The sequence below is a fragment of the Pseudomonas pergaminensis genome (assembly GCF_024112395.2).
GTDB classification, from domain to species: Bacteria; Pseudomonadota; Gammaproteobacteria; order Pseudomonadales; family Pseudomonadaceae; genus Aquipseudomonas; species Aquipseudomonas pergaminensis.
The window spans coordinates 6194875-6211747 of sequence record NZ_CP078013.2 but is presented as its reverse complement, the minus strand read 5'-3'; the positions used below and the strand labels follow the sequence as shown (position 1 = coordinate 6211747).

At 60.8% G+C, this 16873-nt stretch carries 21 protein-coding genes; 10 read left to right on the top strand and 11 right to left on the bottom strand.

What is annotated here, in order from left to right:
- The first annotated feature begins 122 nt into the window (after window positions 1-122).
- From ftsY to rpoH, 4 genes are all read left to right on the top strand, one after another.
- On the top strand, window positions 123-1502 hold the full coding sequence (gene ftsY / locus KUA23_RS28370) for a signal recognition particle-docking protein FtsY (protein ID WP_078050571.1): 1380 nt from the start codon (window positions 123-125) through the stop codon (window positions 1500-1502).
- Entirely contained in the window at window positions 1499-2170 is a 672-nt protein-coding gene (gene ftsE, locus KUA23_RS28365; protein ID WP_003234627.1) for a cell division ATP-binding protein FtsE, read from the top strand. The genes ftsY and ftsE overlap by 4 nt, the downstream gene beginning before the upstream one ends.
- Window positions 2167-3192, top strand: a complete 1026-nt coding sequence (gene ftsX, locus KUA23_RS28360; protein WP_078050570.1) for a permease-like cell division protein FtsX — start codon at window positions 2167-2169, stop codon at window positions 3190-3192. Before ftsE ends, ftsX begins: the two co-directional genes overlap by 4 nt.
- Before the next feature lie 129 nt (window positions 3193-3321).
- Entirely contained in the window at window positions 3322-4176 is an 855-nt protein-coding gene (gene rpoH / locus KUA23_RS28355; protein WP_003176698.1) for an RNA polymerase sigma factor RpoH, read from the top strand.
- A 193-nt stretch (window positions 4177-4369) separates the two neighbouring features.
- Here rpoH and mtgA read toward each other — a convergent pair whose 3' ends face one another.
- Window positions 4370-5092 (bottom strand): monofunctional biosynthetic peptidoglycan transglycosylase, encoded by a 723-nt coding sequence (mtgA, locus tag KUA23_RS28350; RefSeq protein ID WP_016976027.1) that lies wholly within the window; start codon window positions 5090-5092, stop codon window positions 4370-4372.
- 74 nt (window positions 5093-5166) lie between these two features.
- On the opposite strand from mtgA, the gene KUA23_RS28345 reads away from it, so the two are divergent.
- The 4 genes from KUA23_RS28345 to trmB all read left to right on the top strand — a co-directional run bounded on the left by KUA23_RS28345 (window position 5167) and on the right by trmB (window position 7401).
- The gene (locus tag KUA23_RS28345) at window positions 5167-5547 is read left to right on the top strand and encodes a DUF423 domain-containing protein (protein WP_252993185.1); all 381 of its coding nucleotides are present in this window, start codon (window positions 5167-5169) and stop codon (window positions 5545-5547) included.
- Window positions 5548-5618: 71 nt separating this feature from the next.
- Window positions 5619-5819, top strand: coding sequence for a sulfur carrier protein ThiS (thiS, locus tag KUA23_RS28340; protein WP_177409485.1), 201 nt, complete (start codon window positions 5619-5621; stop codon window positions 5817-5819).
- Window positions 5820-5871: 52 nt separating this feature from the next.
- Window positions 5872-6666: a thiazole synthase gene (locus KUA23_RS28335; protein ID WP_078050567.1), complete on the top strand. Its 795-nt coding sequence runs from the start codon at window positions 5872-5874 to the stop codon at window positions 6664-6666.
- Window positions 6667-6675: 9 nt separating this feature from the next.
- Window positions 6676-7401, top strand: a complete 726-nt coding sequence (gene trmB / locus KUA23_RS28330; protein WP_100491945.1) for a tRNA (guanosine(46)-N7)-methyltransferase TrmB — start codon at window positions 6676-6678, stop codon at window positions 7399-7401.
- A gap of 144 nt (window positions 7402-7545) precedes the next feature.
- Here trmB and KUA23_RS28325 read toward each other — a convergent pair whose 3' ends face one another.
- From KUA23_RS28325 to KUA23_RS28285, 9 genes are all read right to left on the bottom strand, one after another.
- A complete protein-coding gene (locus tag KUA23_RS28325; RefSeq protein ID WP_058426549.1) occupies window positions 7546-7869 on the bottom strand; it encodes a DUF3392 domain-containing protein in 324 nt (107 codons plus the stop codon).
- Between the two features lie 17 nt (window positions 7870-7886).
- Complete coding sequence (gene hemW, locus KUA23_RS28320; protein ID WP_078050565.1) at window positions 7887-9089, bottom strand: radical SAM family heme chaperone HemW; 1203 nt, start codon at window positions 9087-9089, stop codon at window positions 7887-7889.
- Window positions 9086-9682, bottom strand: a complete 597-nt coding sequence (gene rdgB / locus KUA23_RS28315) for an RdgB/HAM1 family non-canonical purine NTP pyrophosphatase (RefSeq protein WP_252993184.1) — start codon at window positions 9680-9682, stop codon at window positions 9086-9088. Before rdgB ends, hemW begins: the two co-directional genes overlap by 4 nt.
- Complete coding sequence (locus KUA23_RS28310; protein WP_078050563.1) at window positions 9679-10113, bottom strand: DUF4426 domain-containing protein; 435 nt, start codon at window positions 10111-10113, stop codon at window positions 9679-9681. The genes rdgB and KUA23_RS28310 overlap by 4 nt, the downstream gene beginning before the upstream one ends.
- Before the next feature lie 21 nt (window positions 10114-10134).
- Window positions 10135-10755, bottom strand: coding sequence for a methionine biosynthesis protein MetW (gene metW / locus KUA23_RS28305; protein ID WP_078050562.1), 621 nt, complete (start codon window positions 10753-10755; stop codon window positions 10135-10137).
- A gap of 7 nt (window positions 10756-10762) precedes the next feature.
- On the bottom strand, window positions 10763-11902 hold the full coding sequence (gene metX, locus KUA23_RS28300) for a homoserine O-succinyltransferase MetX (RefSeq protein ID WP_078050561.1): 1140 nt from the start codon (window positions 11900-11902) through the stop codon (window positions 10763-10765).
- Window positions 11903-12109: 207 nt separating this feature from the next.
- Complete coding sequence (locus tag KUA23_RS28295) at window positions 12110-12700, bottom strand: YggT family protein (RefSeq protein WP_058426554.1); 591 nt, start codon at window positions 12698-12700, stop codon at window positions 12110-12112.
- A 9-nt stretch (window positions 12701-12709) separates the two neighbouring features.
- Entirely contained in the window at window positions 12710-13528 is an 819-nt protein-coding gene (gene proC, locus KUA23_RS28290; RefSeq protein WP_078050560.1) for a pyrroline-5-carboxylate reductase, read from the bottom strand.
- A 33-nt stretch (window positions 13529-13561) separates the two neighbouring features.
- Entirely contained in the window at window positions 13562-14248 is a 687-nt protein-coding gene (locus KUA23_RS28285; protein ID WP_252993183.1) for a YggS family pyridoxal phosphate-dependent enzyme, read from the bottom strand.
- Between the two features lie 57 nt (window positions 14249-14305).
- Here KUA23_RS28285 and KUA23_RS28280 point away from each other — a divergent pair, with 57 nt between their 5' ends.
- A complete protein-coding gene (locus KUA23_RS28280) occupies window positions 14306-15340 on the top strand; it encodes a type IV pilus twitching motility protein PilT (RefSeq protein ID WP_252993182.1) in 1035 nt (344 codons plus the stop codon).
- A 139-nt stretch (window positions 15341-15479) separates the two neighbouring features.
- Here KUA23_RS28280 and KUA23_RS28275 read toward each other — a convergent pair whose 3' ends face one another.
- Complete coding sequence (locus KUA23_RS28275) at window positions 15480-16118, bottom strand: C40 family peptidase (RefSeq protein ID WP_033897060.1); 639 nt, start codon at window positions 16116-16118, stop codon at window positions 15480-15482.
- A gap of 268 nt (window positions 16119-16386) precedes the next feature.
- Here KUA23_RS28275 and KUA23_RS28270 point away from each other — a divergent pair, with 268 nt between their 5' ends.
- Window positions 16387-16797, top strand: coding sequence for an NINE protein (locus KUA23_RS28270; protein WP_178076816.1), 411 nt, complete (start codon window positions 16387-16389; stop codon window positions 16795-16797).
- The last annotated feature ends 76 nt before the right edge of the window (window positions 16798-16873 follow it).

The window sequence follows — 16873 nt, the reverse complement described above, 5'->3', positions numbered from 1 at the left end:
CCGTTTTAGGCCTTACGAAATGTTGCGCATGAACGAGCTGGCTAAAAAACAGTCTGTTACGCATCGAATTTTATTTACCGGCGCGCCCCTTGGTGCGTCGCTACCTTGAGATAGCCGTCTCCATGTTTGGTTCCAACGACGACAAGAAGACCCCAGCTGCGGCTGGCGAGAAAAAAGGCCTGTTCGGATGGCTGCGCAAAAAGCCGCAGGAAACCGTCGACGAACAGCCACAGGTTCAAGCCGAACCGATCCCCGAGCCTATAGTAGAAGCCGAAACCCCGGCACCCGTGGTGTTGCCGATGGCCGAACCGGTTTTGCAGCCGGTCGCCGAGGTTGAGCCTGAACCCGAGCCGCAGCCCGAGCACAAGCCGTGGCCGGAACTGCCGGTGGCCGAAGAGCCCGTGGCACTGGTTGAAGATGTGCAGGCCGAGCACGTGGTGCCGCCGATTCCGGTGGTCATTGAGCCGCAGCCGGTGGTCGTTGAAGCGCCAGCTCCCGCACCGGTGGCGATCGAGCCAGTAATAGCCGCTCCCGCCGTTATCGAAGAACCTGTCGCGCCTGCCGAGACCAGCAAGACCGGCTTCTTCGCCCGCCTCAAGCAAGGCCTGAGCAAGACCAGCGCCAGTATCGGCGAAGGCATGGCCAGCCTGTTCCTGGGCAAAAAGGTCATCGACGACGAACTGCTGGAAGACATCGAAACCCGCCTGCTTACCGCCGACGTGGGCGTTGAAGCCACCGCAGTGATCATCCAGAGCCTCACCCAGAAGGTCGCGCGCAAGCAGTTGACCGACGCTGACGCGTTGTACAAATCCCTGCAGGCCGAGTTGGCCGCCATGCTCAAGCCGGTGGAAGCACCCCTGGTGATCACGCCGAAGAAGCCATTCGTGATCCTGGTGGTGGGCGTCAACGGCGCCGGCAAGACCACCACCATCGGCAAGCTGGCCAAAAAGCTGCAGTCCGAAGGCAAGAAGGTCATGCTGGCGGCGGGTGACACCTTCCGTGCCGCCGCAGTTGAACAACTGCAGGTCTGGGGCGAGCGCAACAAGATCCCGGTCATCGCCCAGCACACCGGCGCCGATTCCGCCTCGGTGATCTTCGATGCAGTGCAAGCCGCCAAGGCCCGCAACATTGATGTGCTGATCGCCGATACCGCCGGTCGCCTGCACACCAAAGACAACCTGATGGAAGAGCTGAAGAAAGTCCGTCGCGTGATCGGCAAGCTCGACGCAGACGCTCCGCACGAGGTTCTGTTGGTGCTGGACGCCGGTACGGGCCAGAACGCTATCAGCCAGGCCAAACAATTCAACCAGACGGTGCAACTGACCGGCCTGGCATTGACTAAGCTCGACGGCACGGCCAAGGGCGGTGTGATTTTCGCCCTGGCCAAACAGTTCGGGTTGCCGATTCGTTATATCGGCGTCGGTGAAGGCATCGACGACCTGCGCACCTTTGAAGCCGAACCCTTTGTACAGGCACTGTTTGCCGAGCGGGAGCGTTCATGATTCGATTCGAACAGGTCGGTAAACGCTATGCCAACGGGCATGTCGGCTTGCATGAGCTGAGCTTTCGAGTGCGGCGGGGCGAGTTCTTGTTTGTCACCGGCCATTCGGGTGCCGGTAAAAGTACGTTGCTGCGCCTGCTGCTGGCCATGGAACGCCCGACCACCGGCAAACTGCTGCTGGCCGGGCAGGACCTGGCAACCATCAGCAATGCGCAGATCCCGTTCCTGCGCCGGCAGATCGGCGTGGTGTTCCAGAATCACCAACTGCTGTTTGATCGCACCGTGTTCAACAACGTGGCGCTGCCGTTGCAGATCCTCGGGCTGTCCAAGGCCGAGATCGTCAAGCGCGTGGATTCGGCCTTGGAGCGCGTGGCGCTGTCGGACAAGACCGACCTGTACCCCGGCGACCTCTCCACTGGCCAGCAACAGCGCGTTGGCATCGCCCGCGCCATCGTCCACCGCCCGGCCTTGCTGCTGGCGGACGAACCTACCGGTAACCTCGACCCGCGCCTGGCGGCCGAGATCATGGGCGTGTTCGAAGACATCAACCGCCTGGGCACCAGCGTGCTGATCGCCAGTCACGACCTGGCGCTGATCGCCCGCATGCGCCATCGCATGCTGACCCTGCAGCGCGGCCGCCTGATCGGTGACGGGGAGGCCGGCGTATGAGTGCTACACGCAGCCCTAAAGTCTCCGAGCGCGTGGCGCCGAAACCGGCCGACCCGCAACCGCAGAAGAAAAAACACGATCATGATGACGACGGCCCGGACTTCAGCACCTTGCTGCGCGCCTGGATCGAAAGCCATCGCGCCAGCCTGCTCGACAGCCTGCGCCGCCTGGGCAAGCAACCGATCGGCAGCTTTTTCACCTGCCTGGTGATGGCAGTGGCCTTGAGCCTGCCGATGGGCCTGTCGCTGCTGCTTAATAATGTGGAGCGCCTGGGCGGTTCCTGGCAGCGTGCAGCGCAGATCTCGCTGTACCTGAACATCGACGCCAGCGCCAAAGACGGCGAAGCGCTGCGCGACGACATCAAGAACATCCCAGGTGTGGCGGATGCCGAGTACATCAGCCGCGACCAGGCCCTTGAAGAGTTCCAGCAACAATCCGGCCTGGGCGAGGCGCTTAAAGAGCTGCCGCAGAACCCGCTGCCGGGCGTGGTACTGGTGACGCCGAATGAAGTCGACAAGCCGGCGCTGGAAGCCCTGCGACAAAAACTCGCAGAGATGCCCAAGGTGCAGCAGGCGCAACTTGATCTAGTCTGGGTAGAGCGCCTGGCGGCGATCCTCAAGCTGGGCGACCGGTTTGTGTTCGGTTTGACCGTGCTGTTGGTGTCTGCATTACTTTTGGTGATAGGTAATACCATTCGTCTTCATATTGAAAACCGTCGCACCGAGATAGAAGTGATTAAACTGGTCGGCGGCACGGACAGCTATGTGCGTCGTCCTTTTCTGTACATGGGCGCGCTTTATGGCTTCGGTGCCGGGGTTTTGTCCTGGGGCGTGCTGGCATTTGGCCTAGACTGGCTGAACGACGCGGTTGTCGGGCTGGCCGGACTCTACGGCAGTGATTTCGCGCTGGCCGGTGTGCCGGTAGCCGATGGTCTGAGTCTCTTGCTTGGCGCGGTGTTGTTGGGGTATATCGGTGCTTGGATTGCGGTCGCACGGCATTTACGTGAGCTGGCACCGAAGTAGTTAATGTCAGATTAATGTGGTTTCGTTTGTATTGACCGTATCGGTGGTTTAGGGAACTTGTCCTACGGTTCCCGGTCAATTTTCGCAGTGCTTCACTGCACGAGTTATGTGAGTCGGAGGTTTTTTCGTATGACCACTTCTTTGCAACCTGCTTATGCCTTGGTCCCGGGTGCGAACCTGGAAGCCTATGTGCACACGGTAAACAGCATTCCATTGCTGACGCCCGAGCAGGAGCGTGAACTGGCCGAGAGTCTCTACTATGAGCAGGATTTGGGGGCGGCTCGGCAGATGGTGCTCGCCCACCTGCGTTTTGTTGTACATATTGCCCGTAGCTACAGCGGCTACGGCCTGGCCCAGGCTGACCTGATCCAGGAAGGCAACGTCGGCCTGATGAAGGCGGTAAAGCGCTTCAACCCTGAAATGGGTGTGCGCTTGGTGTCGTTTGCCGTGCACTGGATCAAGGCGGAAATCCACGAGTTCATCCTGCGCAACTGGCGCATTGTGAAAGTCGCGACCACCAAGGCCCAGCGCAAGCTGTTCTTCAACCTGCGCAGCCAGAAAAAACGCCTGGCGTGGCTGAATAACGAGGAAGTTCACCGTGTAGCCGAAAGCCTGGGCGTGGAACCTCGTGAAGTGCGCGAGATGGAAAGCCGCCTGACTGGCCATGACATGGCCTTCGACCCGGCCGCCGAAGCGGACGACGACAGCGCCTTCCAATCGCCGGCCAACTACCTGGAAGACCACCGGTACGACCCGGCGCGTCAACTGGAAGACGCCGACTGGAGCGACAACTCCAACCACAACCTGCATGAAGCGCTGGAAGTGCTGGACGACCGCAGCCGTGACATCCTCTACCAGCGCTGGCTGGCAGAAGAAAAAGCCACGCTGCACGACCTGGCGCAGAAGTACAACGTGTCGGCCGAGCGGATTCGTCAGCTCGAGAAAAGCGCGATGAACAAGCTGAAATTGTCGATCGCCGCCTAAAACGCTGCGAAAAGATAAAAAAATGCCCCGATCGGAAGATCGGGGCATTTTTGTTTGTGCTCAAAGAGTCTCAGGTCAACTCGATTTAAGGTGGGAGCTGGCTTGCCTGCGATGAGGCCGTGTCAGCCAAAACAATTGTTGACTGACCCACCGCTATCGCAGGCAAGCCGGCTCCCACAGGAACCGCGGGGAGTCAGTCGGACCAGGGTGCTTTGCGTGAGTTGTTCAGCTCAACCAGATACCCATCCCCACCCAACTGGCTCATCTGCTGGCGAATCCAAGCCGCTCGCCTCGCCACATACGCCGTCGGGTGACTGGCGCTCCACACCCTCGGGTTAGGCAGTACAGCAGCCAAATAGCTGGCCTGCTGTCGCGATAATCCCTTGGCACTCACCCCAAAGTGATGCCGCGCCGCCGCTTCCGCGCCGAACACACCTTCATCCCACTCCACGCTGTTGAGGTACACCTCAAGGATCCGTTGCTTGGGCCACAGCACCTCGATCAACCCGGTGAACCACGCCTCCAGGCCTTTGCGCAAATAACTGCGGCCGGCCCACAGGAACAGGTTTTTCGACACCTGCTGGCTCAATGTACTGGCGCCGCGAATCGAGCCGCCGCGCTCGTTGTGCAGGATGGCGGCCTGGATTGCGCCGAAGTCAAAACCCCAATGCTGCGGGAAACGCTGGTCTTCACCGGCCATCACCGCCACTTTGAGGTCATCGGAGATCTCGTCCCACGGCACCCAGCTGCGCTGCAGGTCAATGGGTTCGCCGTCGAACCAGGATTCGACCTTGCGCTCCACCATCAGCGCGGTGAAGGGCGGCGGGACGACACGAAACAGCAGCACCAGCAGCACACTGCCGATGGCAAACCATTTCACGACGTTGAGAAAGCGTTTGAAGAGGAGACGCAGCATAGAGATGGCTTGGCCGAACCCGTTGAGCGGGCCATTATACAGACCCGGCCCTTTGAGTCTGACTGGAGTTCCTCATGCTGCGAAGCTTTCTGATGCTGGCCGCGTTTTTCGGCTTTACCGGTGTTGCCCTCGGCGCTTTTGCCGCCCACGGCCTGAAAAACCGCCTCAGCGCCGACTACCTGGCGATCTTTCACACCGGCGTGACCTACCAACTGGTGCACACCCTGGCGCTGTTTGGCGTGGCGCTGCTGGCAGCGCATATTCCTGGTCGGTTGGTCAGCTGGGCGGGTATTTCGTTTACCGTCGGCATCCTGCTGTTCTCCGGTAGCCTGTACGTGCTGACCATGACCGGCATCAGCAAACTCGGGATCATCACGCCATTTGGCGGCCTGGCGTTCCTGCTTGGTTGGTTTTTCCTCGGCCTTGCTGCCTGGCGCTTGCAGCTGACCGCTTGACGCTTGGAGCTGACCTTTAGGTCCCAATCGAGCTAGAATGCTGGCCCCTTAAAACGATGGCGGCCCGTGGCATGCGCATTCAGTTGAACGGCGAATCCTTTGAACTGCCCGACGGTGAAACCGTTGCGGCCCTGCTGACCCGCCTGGACTTGACCGAGCGTCGCGTTGCAGTGGAGCTCAACCTGGATATCGTCCCGCGTAGCCAGCACGCCGAGACCGCGCTCACCGAAGGTGATCAGGTCGAAGTGGTCCACGCCATTGGCGGCGGCTGATCGCGCAGCTTCCTGAATTCTGCAGAACCTCACCCCATTTCGAGGATTTCCCATGAGCATCGTTCGTAACGACAAGCCCTTCGTCCTGGCCGGTCGTACCTACCAGTCCCGTCTGCTGGTCGGCACCGGCAAGTACCGCGACATGGAAGAAACCCGCCTGGCTATCGAAGCCTCGGGCGCCGAGATCGTCACCTTCGCCGTGCGCCGCACCAACCTGGGCCAGATCGAAGGCGAGCCGAACCTGCTCGAAGTGCTGTCGCCGGATCGCTACACCTTCCTGCCGAACACTGCGGGTTGCTACGACGCCATCGAAGCCGTGCGCACCTGCCGCCTGGCCCGTGAGCTGCTCGACGGCCACAACTTGGTGAAGCTGGAAGTGCTCGCCGACCAGAAAACCCTGTTCCCCAACGTGATCGAAACTCTCAAGGCCGCCGAAACCCTGGTCAAGGAAGGCTTCGACGTGATGGTCTACACCAGCGATGACCCAATCATTGCGCGCCAATTGGCGGAAATCGGTTGCATCGCCGTGATGCCGCTGGCCGGCCTGATCGGTTCCGGCCTGGGTATCTGCAACCCGTACAACCTGCAGATCATCCTCGAAGAAGCCAAGATCCCGGTGCTGGTGGATGCGGGCGTGGGCACGGCCTCCGACGCAACCATCGCCATGGAGCTGGGCTGCGACGCAGTGCTGATGAACTCGGCCATCGCCCATGCCCAGCAACCGATCATGATGGCCGAAGCCATGAACCACGCCATCGTCGCGGGCCGCCTGGCCTACCTCGCCGGTCGCATGCCGAAAAAACTCTACGCCAGCGCCTCTTCGCCGCTGGATGGTCTGATCAAGTAAGAGCCATTGATGACTGAATCAAACGAAACGCCGAACACCCTGGAAGCAGGCGACGAGTCCAAGCACCGCCGCATCAAGAGTTTTGTGATGCGCGCCGGTCGCATGACCGAAGGCCAGCAAAAGGGCCTGGAGCAAGGTACGCCGCTGTTCGTGCTGCCATTGGCCGATGCGCCGGTGGATTACGACCAGGTGTTCGGCCGTTCGGCCCCGCGCTCCCTGGAAATCGGCTTTGGCATGGGCAACTCCTTGCTGGAAATGGCCGCCGCCGCGCCGGACCAGGATTTCATCGGCGTGGAAGTCCACCGCCCCGGTGTCGGCGCGCTGCTCAACGGTGTGTTGACCCAAGGGCTGACCAACCTGCGTGTGTATGACTGCGACGCGATTGAAGTGCTCAACCGCTGTATCGCCGACAACAGCCTCGACCGCCTGATGCTGTTCTTCCCAGACCCATGGCACAAAGCCCGTCACCACAAGCGCCGCATCGTCCGGGCCTCCTTCGCGGAGCTGGTGCGCAGCAAGCTCAAGGTGGGCGGCATCCTGCACATGGCTACCGACTGGGAACCCTACGCGGAATACATGCTGGAAGTGATGAACGTCGCCCCCGGCTACCGCAACCTCGCCGAAGACGGCAAATGCGTACCACGCCCGGCTGAGCGCCCGATTACCAAGTTCGAACGCCGCGGCGAGCGCTTGGGGCATGGGGTGTGGGATCTGAAGTTTGAGAAGGTTGACTGACAAACCGTTGGTTTGGAATGCGGTCAAAAATGTGGGAGCGGGCTTGCTCGCGAATGGGGTCGATCAGTCAATATCTCCAGTGACTGACACTCCGCATTCGCGAGCAAGCCCGCTCCCACATGTGTATCTGCGTTGGCGTGGGAGTCAGCGGCGGTCTGCGACGACGCCAATCAATACAAGCACCACGATCAACACCGGCGCCAGGCTGTAGTTATTGAACTGGCTCAACCCCCGCACAATCCACGGCGTGGCATAGATCAACGCCGCGCCGCTGCCGATCATGCACACCAACGCCATCAGCGGCACGCGCAACGCGCCTGCGATGCTGCCCAGGCGTGCTTCGATCCACCCCTTGATATCGGCGCCGAACAGCACCAGCAGGCAGCCCACAAGGGCAAGGGAGATTTCCGACAGGTTGCTGCGGCTCCAGCGGGATACGGTGGCGAGCAGGTCGAGTACCAAATCCATTCGATTTCCTTAGAGCGTCAGCTCAAAAACTTCTGCAACAGGTCATTGAGAAAGAGTTGCCCGCGGTCGGTCGCCGCCAGGCGTGACGGTTCGACCTGCATTAAGCCACTTTGTTCTGCCTCGCGGCGGCCTTCATCGAGGCTCGCTAGGTCGAGGCCGGTACGCTCGGCGTAGAGCCTGGCGTCGACACCTTCGGTGAGGCGCAGGGCGTTCATCAGGAACTCGAATGGCAGTTCTTCGTTGGTCAGTTCTTTCGCGCCGGCCTGGAAGCTTTTGGCCGGGTTGAGGTAGTCCTTCGGCGCCCGGGTCTTCCAGGTGCGCACGATGCGTCCGTCCGGGTGGCTGAGCTTGCCGTGGGCGCCGGCGCCGATGCCAATGAAGTCACCGAAGCTCCAGTAATTGAGGTTATGCCGCGCCGGTCGACCCGCTTGGGCATAGGCCGACACTTCATATTGCGCATAACCGTGTTCAGCGAGCAGCGCCTGGCCGGCTTCCTGAATGTCCCATAACGTATCGTCTTCCGGCAGCGCAGGCGGCTGGTTCCAGAACACGGTGTTGGGTTCCAGGGTCAGCTGGTACCAGGACAAGTGCGTCGGCTTCAGCGCGATGGCTTGGCGCAAGTCGCCGAGGGCGTCGTCCAGGGACTGATCGGGCAAACCGTGCATCAGGTCCAGGTTGAAGTTATCAAAGCCGGCCTGGCGTGCCATGCCGGCAGCGCGCACGGCCTCATCGCCGTTGTGGATGCGGCCCAGGGCCTGGAGCTTTTCCTGCTGGAAACTCTGGATGCCAATGGACAGGCGGTTGATGCCCAGCTTGCGGTATGCGACGAATTTTTCTTGCTCGAACGTCCCGGGGTTGGCTTCCAGGGTGATCTCGATATCGCTGGCAAACGGGATACGCGCTTCCACGCCCTGGAGCAGGCGGCCCAGCGCAGCGGCGCTGAACAGGCTTGGCGTACCGCCACCAAAGAAGATCGAGCTCAGCTCGCGGCCGTAAACCGCATGCAGGTCCTGATCGAGGTCGGCCAACAGGGCGTCCACATACTCTTCTTCCGGCAGTACTTTACTGGCGGTGTGGGAGTTGAAGTCGCAATAGGGGCATTTGCGCACGCACCACGGGATGTGGATATACAGCGCCAAGGGCGGCAGCACAGGCAAGGCCGCCCGAGGTGTTTGCGCGCCACCGTGGATCAGTGGCTGCGCAGAGGTGTTCTGGGTCATTTCAGGCTCAGGCGTTGGCGCAGCAAATCCATTGCGCGGGCGCGGTGACTGATCTGGTTCTTGTCGGCGGGGCTCAGTTCGGCGCTGGAAACGTTACGCTCAGGCACCCAAAACAGCGGGTCATAGCCAAACCCATGCTCACCGCTGGCCGCATGCAGGATGCGCCCGTGCCACAGGCCTTCGCAGAGGATCGGCAGTGGGTCATCGGCATGCCGCACCAGGGCCAGCACGCAGACGAACTGCGCGCCGCGCTCGGCGTCGGGCACGTCCTTGAGCGCATCCAGCAGCTTGGCGTTGTTGGCGGCGTCGCCCTGGCCATCGGCGTAGCGCGCCGAGTAGATACCCGGCGCACCACCGAGATAGTCGACCGCCAGGCCCGAGTCATCCGCCAGCGCCGGCAGGCCGGAGAGGCGTGCAGCATTACGCGCCTTGAGGATGGCGTTTTCGACGAACGACAGGCCGGTCTCTTCCGGCTCCACCTGGCTGAACTCGCCAATCGAGCGCAACTGCACGGCGTCGCCGAGCATGGCTTGCAGTTCTTTGAGTTTGCCGGCGTTATGGCTGGCGAGTACGAGTTGGGTAAGGTTCATCATTCCGCCGGAAACAGTTCCTGGTTGAATTGGAAGCTATGGGCTTTGCCGCCGGTTTCAACGTTGATGGTAAAGGTCTTGTATTCCCGCTGGGTCACGGCGTAGGGCGCGAGATAATTGATGCCACCTTTTTCGTTGATTTGCTTGAAGGTGAGGATCTCGCTCTTGCCGCCCAGATCCTTGATGGTGCCCGTCACTTGCGCGGCCACCGGGGTTACGCCCTTGATCACGGTCACGTTGATCAGGCCCTTCTCCTTGCTGCGTACCACGCCGACTGCCTGGGCAGTTTCCGGTTGCAGGAAGCTGGAGGTGAACGTGTTGTAGTGCACGGTGATGTCACCGAAGTCTTTCTTGCGGTTAGCGTCTATTGCGTCTGCGGCCACGGCGCTGGCGCCCAGGCAGGCGGTCAATAGAAAAATAGCCAAACGACTCATGAGCGTCCCTCTTGAAGATGATTAGACGGCAATCTTGTGGTCGGTCAGGCCAGGACTGCTGACCCGGTAAATACCAATTTCGCCCAACAGGTTGGGCCATAGTTTACTCGCCCAGCCATGGCGGTGCTGTTGATCGACGGCAAGGCGGTTGATCACCTTGGCTTCACGCTCACTGCACAGGGCTTCGAAGTCTTCGAAGGTGCAGAAGTGGATGTTCGGCGTGTTGTACCACGTGTACGGCAGGAAGTCCGACACCGGCATGCGACCCTTGGTGGCCAGGTACCAGCGGCAGCGCCAGTGGCCGAAGTTGGGGAAGGTGATGATGCACTGGCGGCCGACGCGCAGCATTTCGTCGAGGATGCGGTCCGGGTAGTGCACCGCCTGCAGGGCCTGGGTCATCACCACGATGTCGAAGCTGTTGCTGGCAAAGTTGCCCAGGCCCTTGTCCAGGTCCTGTTCGATCACGTTGATGCCCTTGGCCACGCACTGGGCGATGTTGTCCGGGTCGTTTTCCAGGCCATAGCCGGTGACTTGCTTGTTGTCGCGCAGCCAGCTCAGCAGTTCGCCATCGCCGCAGCCCAGGTCGAGCACGCGGCTGCCGGCGGGGATCCATTCTTGGATGATTTCCAGGTCGGCTCTCATGGCGTTCTCACACAGTAATCCGGTTCATGTAATTGCCGAACGCCTGCAAGTAACGCGGGATCGGAATCAGGAAGGCATCGTGGCCTTGCGGAGCATCGATCTCCAGGTAGCAGACATCTTTGCGCGCGGCCATCAGCGCATCCACCAGCTCGCGCGAACGCGCCGGCGAGAAACGCCAGTCGGTGGTGAATGACATCACGCAGAACTTGGCCGTGGCGCCTTCGAAGGTTTTTGCCAGGTCATCGTCGTGGTTGGCGGCCGGGTCGAAATAATCCAGGGCCTTGGTCATCAGCAAATAGGTGTTGGCGTCAAAACGCCCGGAGAACTCCTCGCCCTGATAACGCAGGTAGCTTTCCACCTGGAACTCGACGCTGTGGAAGTCGTAGTTGAGCTTTTCACTCTTGAGGCCACGGCCGAATTTCTCGCCCATGGAGTCATCGGACAGGTAGGTGATGTGCCCGACCATCCGCGCCAGCATCAGGCCGCGCTTGGGGATCACACCGGCTTCCTGGAACGAACCACCGTGGAACTCCGGGTCGGTCAGGATTGCCTGGCGCGCCACTTCGTTGAAGGCGATGTTCTGCGCCGACAGCTTGGGGGCCGAGGCGATGGCCAGGCAATGGCGCACACGGTCCGGGTAAGTGATGGTCCATTGCAGGGCTTGCATCCCGCCCAGGCTGCCGCCGATCACGGCGGCCCACTGCTGGATGCCGAGCAAGTCGGCGAGGCGGGCCTGGCTGTGCACCCAGTCTTCCACGGTCAGTACCGGGAAATCTGCGCCGAACGGCTTGCCGGTTTCCGGGTTGATACTGCTCGGGCCGGTGGAACCGTTGCAGCCGCCGAGGTTGTTCAGGCTGACCACGAAGAACTTGTTGGTGTCGATGGGCTTGCCGGGGCCGATGCAACTGTCCCACCAGCCGGGCTTGCGGTCGTCGACCGAGTGAAAACCGGCGGCATGATGATGGCCGGACAAAGCGTGGCAGATCAGCACGGCGTTGCTCGCCGTGGCGTTCAGTTGGCCGTAGGTTTCATAGATCAGGTCGTAGGCGGGCAGCGAACGGCCGCAGGCCAGGGCCAGCGGTTCGCTGAAGTGCGCCACTTGGGGCACGACCAGTCCAACAGAATCGGGGGGAAAGGCAGCTGGCATCGACCCTGCTCTCGTTTAAATGAGGCGTAAGTCTAAAGAGCGGGAACCCCAGCGGCAAGCAAAGGCCTGCGCGGATTGAATTCAACACACAGATACAAAATGTGGGAGCTGGCTTGCCTGCGATGGCGGTGTGCCAATCGACCCGTTCGTCGACTAATACACCGCTATCGCAGGCAAGCCAGCTCCCACACGATACTGCGCCAAACGTTAGATCAGCAGGCGCAGAATGTCCGGCATCATGGTCATTGCCGCCAGGTTGTTGATCACCAGCATGTCCAGCAACTTGAGCACCATGAACGCCAGGATCGGCGAGATATCCAGGCCTCCCAGGTTCGGCAGCAGGCGGCGGAACGGCGCCAGGGCCGGTTCGCAGATCTGGTTCACCAGCTCGGCGCCAGGGTTGTGGCTACCCGGGGCGACCCAGGACAGGATTACGCTGATGATCAAGGCGAAGAAGAAGATCTTCAGGAACAGCGCGGTCACGCCGATGATGGCCCAGATCAGCAGTTGTACGAAGTTGCCGGTGGTGCCGTAGGTCAGCAGCAGGGTCAGCGCCATCAAGGCCAACTGCACCAGGATCGCCAGCACCAGCGATGACATGTCCAGGCCGAACAGGCTCGGGATGATCCGGCGCAACGGCTTGAGCAGCGGCTGGGTAGCCTTGACGATGAACTGGCACAGCGGGTTGTAGAAGTTCGCGCGCACCAGTTGCAGCACGAAACGCATCAGTACGATCAGCAGGTACAGGCTGCCGAGGGTTTGCAGCACGTAGACGGCTGCGGTATTCAAACCAATCATGTTGGCTCCTTATTTGCCCAGTTGTTCGGCGAGTTCCGCCGAGCGGTGCGCAGCGGCACCCAATGCTTTTTCCACCAGGGCTTCAAAGCCCCCGGCCTGGAACGACTCGATGGCCGCCTGCGTGGTGCCGCCGGGGGAGGTCACGCGACGGCGCAACTCGGCCGCGTCCACGTCGCTGGCAACCGCCATATGTGCGGCGCCCAGGGCGGTCTGCTCGGCCAGTTGCTCGGCCACGTCCTTGGGCAGGCCCAGTTTCACGCCGGCGGCGGTCATGGCTTCGATCAGCAGGAAGAAATACGCCGGGCCGCTGCCGGACACGGCGGTGACCGCGTCCAGTTGCTGCTCCTGCTCCAGCCACAGGGCGATGCCCACGGCGGACAGCAGCTCTTGCGCCTGGTCGCGTTGTTCGGCGCTCACTTCGTTGGTGGCATACAGGCCACTCACGCCTTGGCTGACCAGGGCGGGGGTATTGGGCATGCAACGCACGATCGGCTGGGCGCCCAGCCAGTTCTTCATGCTGGCGCAGGTAATGCCGGCGGCGATGGACACCACCAACTGCTGCGGCTGCAGGCTCGGGCGCAGGCTTTCGCACACGGCCTTCATGGCCTGCGGCTTCACTGCCAGCACGATCACATCGACGCCACGGATGGCCTCGGCGTTGTCGGCAAAGGTTTCAATGCCGTGCTCGGCGCTGACGCGGGCACGGGTGTCGGCACCCGGGTCGCTGGCGCGGATCTGCGCGGCGTCCAGGCCCTTGGCCCGCAGGCCACCGATCAGGCTGGCCGCCATGTTACCGGCGCCGATAAAGGCAATACGCGTGTTGCTCATGACAGGTCCTTACTCAGAGGGAAGTCAGCCATTTCATGGCTGGCCGTAGTCGCGGGCGCCAAACAGGGCGGTACCGATCCGCACCCAGGTGGCGCCTTGGGCGATGGCCGACTCAAGGTCATGGCTCATGCCCATGGAAAGTGTGTCCAACGGCAGGTTCAGGCTGTTTTGCAGGTCGCGTACAGCGGCGAACGCTGCGTCTTGTGCGGCACGATCTTCGGTCGGCTCGGGAATGGCCATCAGGCCACGCAGCTTCAGGCGCGGCAGGGCGCTGATGGCGTTTGCCAATGCCGGCAGGTCGGCAGGTGTACAGCCGGACTTGCTGGCTTCGCCACTGACATTGACCTGAATGCAGATGTTCAGCGGTGGCAGGTCGTCCGGGCGTTGTTCGGACAGGCGTTGTGCAATTTTGAGGCGGTCCACGGAATGCACCCAAGCGAAGTTCTCGGCGATAGCGCGCGTCTTGTTCGATTGAATGGGGCCGATGAAGTGCCAACTCAAGGGCAGGTCGGTTAATTCGGCCTGTTTGCCCAGGGCTTCCTGCAGATAGTTCTCGCCAAAGTCGCGCATGCCGGCGGCATAGGCTTCGCGCACCGCCTGCGCGGGTTTGGTCTTACTCACGGCCAGCAGGTGGATGCTGCTTGCGTCACGTTGCACGGCGTCGGCAGCGGCGCGGATGCGCTGGCTAACCTGGCCGATGTTGTCTGCTATCGTCGACATTCAAGATGCGCCCGTGGATATGGAGTCCGCGGCATTCTACTGGAAATGGAAAGCCCTATGGATATCACTGAATTACTCACGGCCAGTGTGCGCCGTGGCGCTTCCGACCTGCACTTGTCGGCCGGCCTGGCGCCGATGCTGCGCGTGGATGGCGAGGTCTGGCCGCTGGATTGGCCGGTGCTTTCACCGTCGCAAGTGGCGGACTTATTGAGCCCGTTGCTCAATCAGTACCAACAAAAAGATTTCGAAACATCTCTAGAAACAGATTTCGCCTTCGAACTGCCCGGCGTAGCGCGATTCCGGGCCAACGTGTTCCAACAGAATCGCGGCATGGGCGCGGTATTTCGCACCATCCCGTCCGAGGTCCGGAGCCTGGAGAGCCTTGGCCCTGGCGAGGTGTTCCGGCGTATCGCCCAATTGCCACGGGGCTTGGTACTGGTTACCGGCCCGACCGGCTCGGGCAAGTCCACCACCCTGGCGGCGATGATCGATTATCTCAATCAGCATCGGCGCCAGCACATCCTCACCCTCGAAGACCCCATCGAATTTATCCACACCCCCAAGACCGCCCTGATCAATCAGCGCCAGGTGCACCGGGATACCCATGACTTTTCCACCGCCCTGCGCTCCGCCCTTCGGGAAGACCCTGATGTGATCCTGGTGGGCGAACTGCGCGACCTGGACACCATCCGCCTCGCGTTGACGGCGGCTGAAACGGGGCACCTGGTGTTTGGCACGCTGCACACCAGTTCAGCGGCAAAGACCGTAGACCGGCTGGTGGACGTGTTTCCGGCTGGGGAAAAGGCCATGGTCCGCTCGATGTTGTCGGAGTCGTTGCAGGCGGTGGTGTCCCAAGTGCTGGTAAAGAAGATCGGCGGCGGACGCGTGGCGGCCCATGAAATCATGCTGGGCACGCCGGCCATTCGGAACTTGATCCGGGAGGACAAGGTGGCGCAGATGGTTTCAGCGATACAGACGGGTGGGGCGTTGGGGATGAAGACGCTGGATATGAGTTTGAAGGGTTTGGTCGGAGAGGGGGTGATCAGCCGGGAAGAGGCGCGGGAGAACGCGAGGGTGCCAGCAGACCTATGAGGCATTAAGAGCGATGTAAATCAAATGTGGGAGCAGGCTTGCTCGCGAATGCGGAGTGTCAGTCAACAAATAATCGACTGATCCACCGCTTTCGCGAGCAAGCCCGCTCCCACATTGGGTACTGCATTTCAGTCTGAAATCAGCGCTGAACGACCCGCAAGTTATTCTGCTCTTTTGGGAGTACCCGCTTGGCAATCACGTAGTTCTTGTCCCAGAACGGTTTCTTCAGGGTGTCGATGCTCACCGACTTGCCACGACGCGGCGCGTGGATGAAACGGTCGTTACCCAGGTAGATGGCAACGTGGTTCACCTGGCGGCTCTTCAGTTTGAAGAACAGCAGGTCGCCGGGTTTCAGGTCCTTGCGATCAACCTTCTGCCCGTGGCCGGCGGCCATGGCGTTGGAGGTGCGCGGCAAATCCACGGCTGCTACGTCGTTAAACGCATATTTTACCAAGCCACTGCAGTCGAACCCTTTACTTGGGCTGCTGCCGCCCCAACGATAAGGAGTACCGAGCACGTTGACGGCGCGGCTGAGGACGGTGCTGCTCTGCTTGGTGTTGACGCCAACCAGGCCCGGAACTGCTTTACCGTTATGGGCCTTGCTCAGTTGAGTCGGGCGGTTGACGGTCAGCTTGACCGACTTGGCGGTGCTTGGCGTGCTGTGGACTTTAGGGGTGAAACCGTTAACGTTAGGAAGTCGTTGCTCACGATTGGTGGCGTGGGCGGCCAGTGGCATTAATAGGCAAATGGTTAGCCATGTCTTGAAAAATGGTCGCATTAGGCGTGGCTCTTATGGGTTTGCGCGCAACTTTATAACAGCTTTTTGTGTCGTTCTCAGGCCGTTTGTCGACTGAACCTTGACGTCAAATTCAGGAAAAACGCGACGATTCGCCGCAATTGTCCTACACAAGTCAGGTGGCATAAGGCTTTCAGGGCAGGGAAGATACCATTTGCCGTACGTCGGGCGCCTGTAAAAAAGTCACAAAGAAAGTGAAAAAATTTATCTATCGAGGCAAAAGAGGTACGCGATGAACACCTATCAACAGATTGGTTCGCAGCAAGACACCCACAGCAAGGTGATCGGTTACCTGCTGTGGATTTTCGGTTTTACCGGGGCGCATCGCTTCTATTACGGCAAGCCAGTGACCGGCACGATCTGGTTTTTCACCTTTGGCTTGCTGGGTATCGGCTGGCTGATCGACCTGTTCCTGATCCCGGCCATGGACCGTGAAGCGGACCTGCGTTTTACCGCCGGGCCGATCGAATACAACGTGGCCTGGATTCTGTTGGCGTTTCTCGGGGTGTTTGGCGTGCACCGCATGTACCAGGGCAAATGGATCACCGGCCTGATCTACCTGCTGACCGGCGGCTTGTTCCTGGTGGGCGTGCTGTATGACTTCTGGACGTTGAATACGCAGATTTCGATCCGCAATGCCGAGCGCAACGCCGGACGGTAAGCCTGCACACAATCCAATATGGATGCTGGCTTGTGTGGGAGCTGGCTTGCCTGCGATGCAGACACCTCGGTCTTTC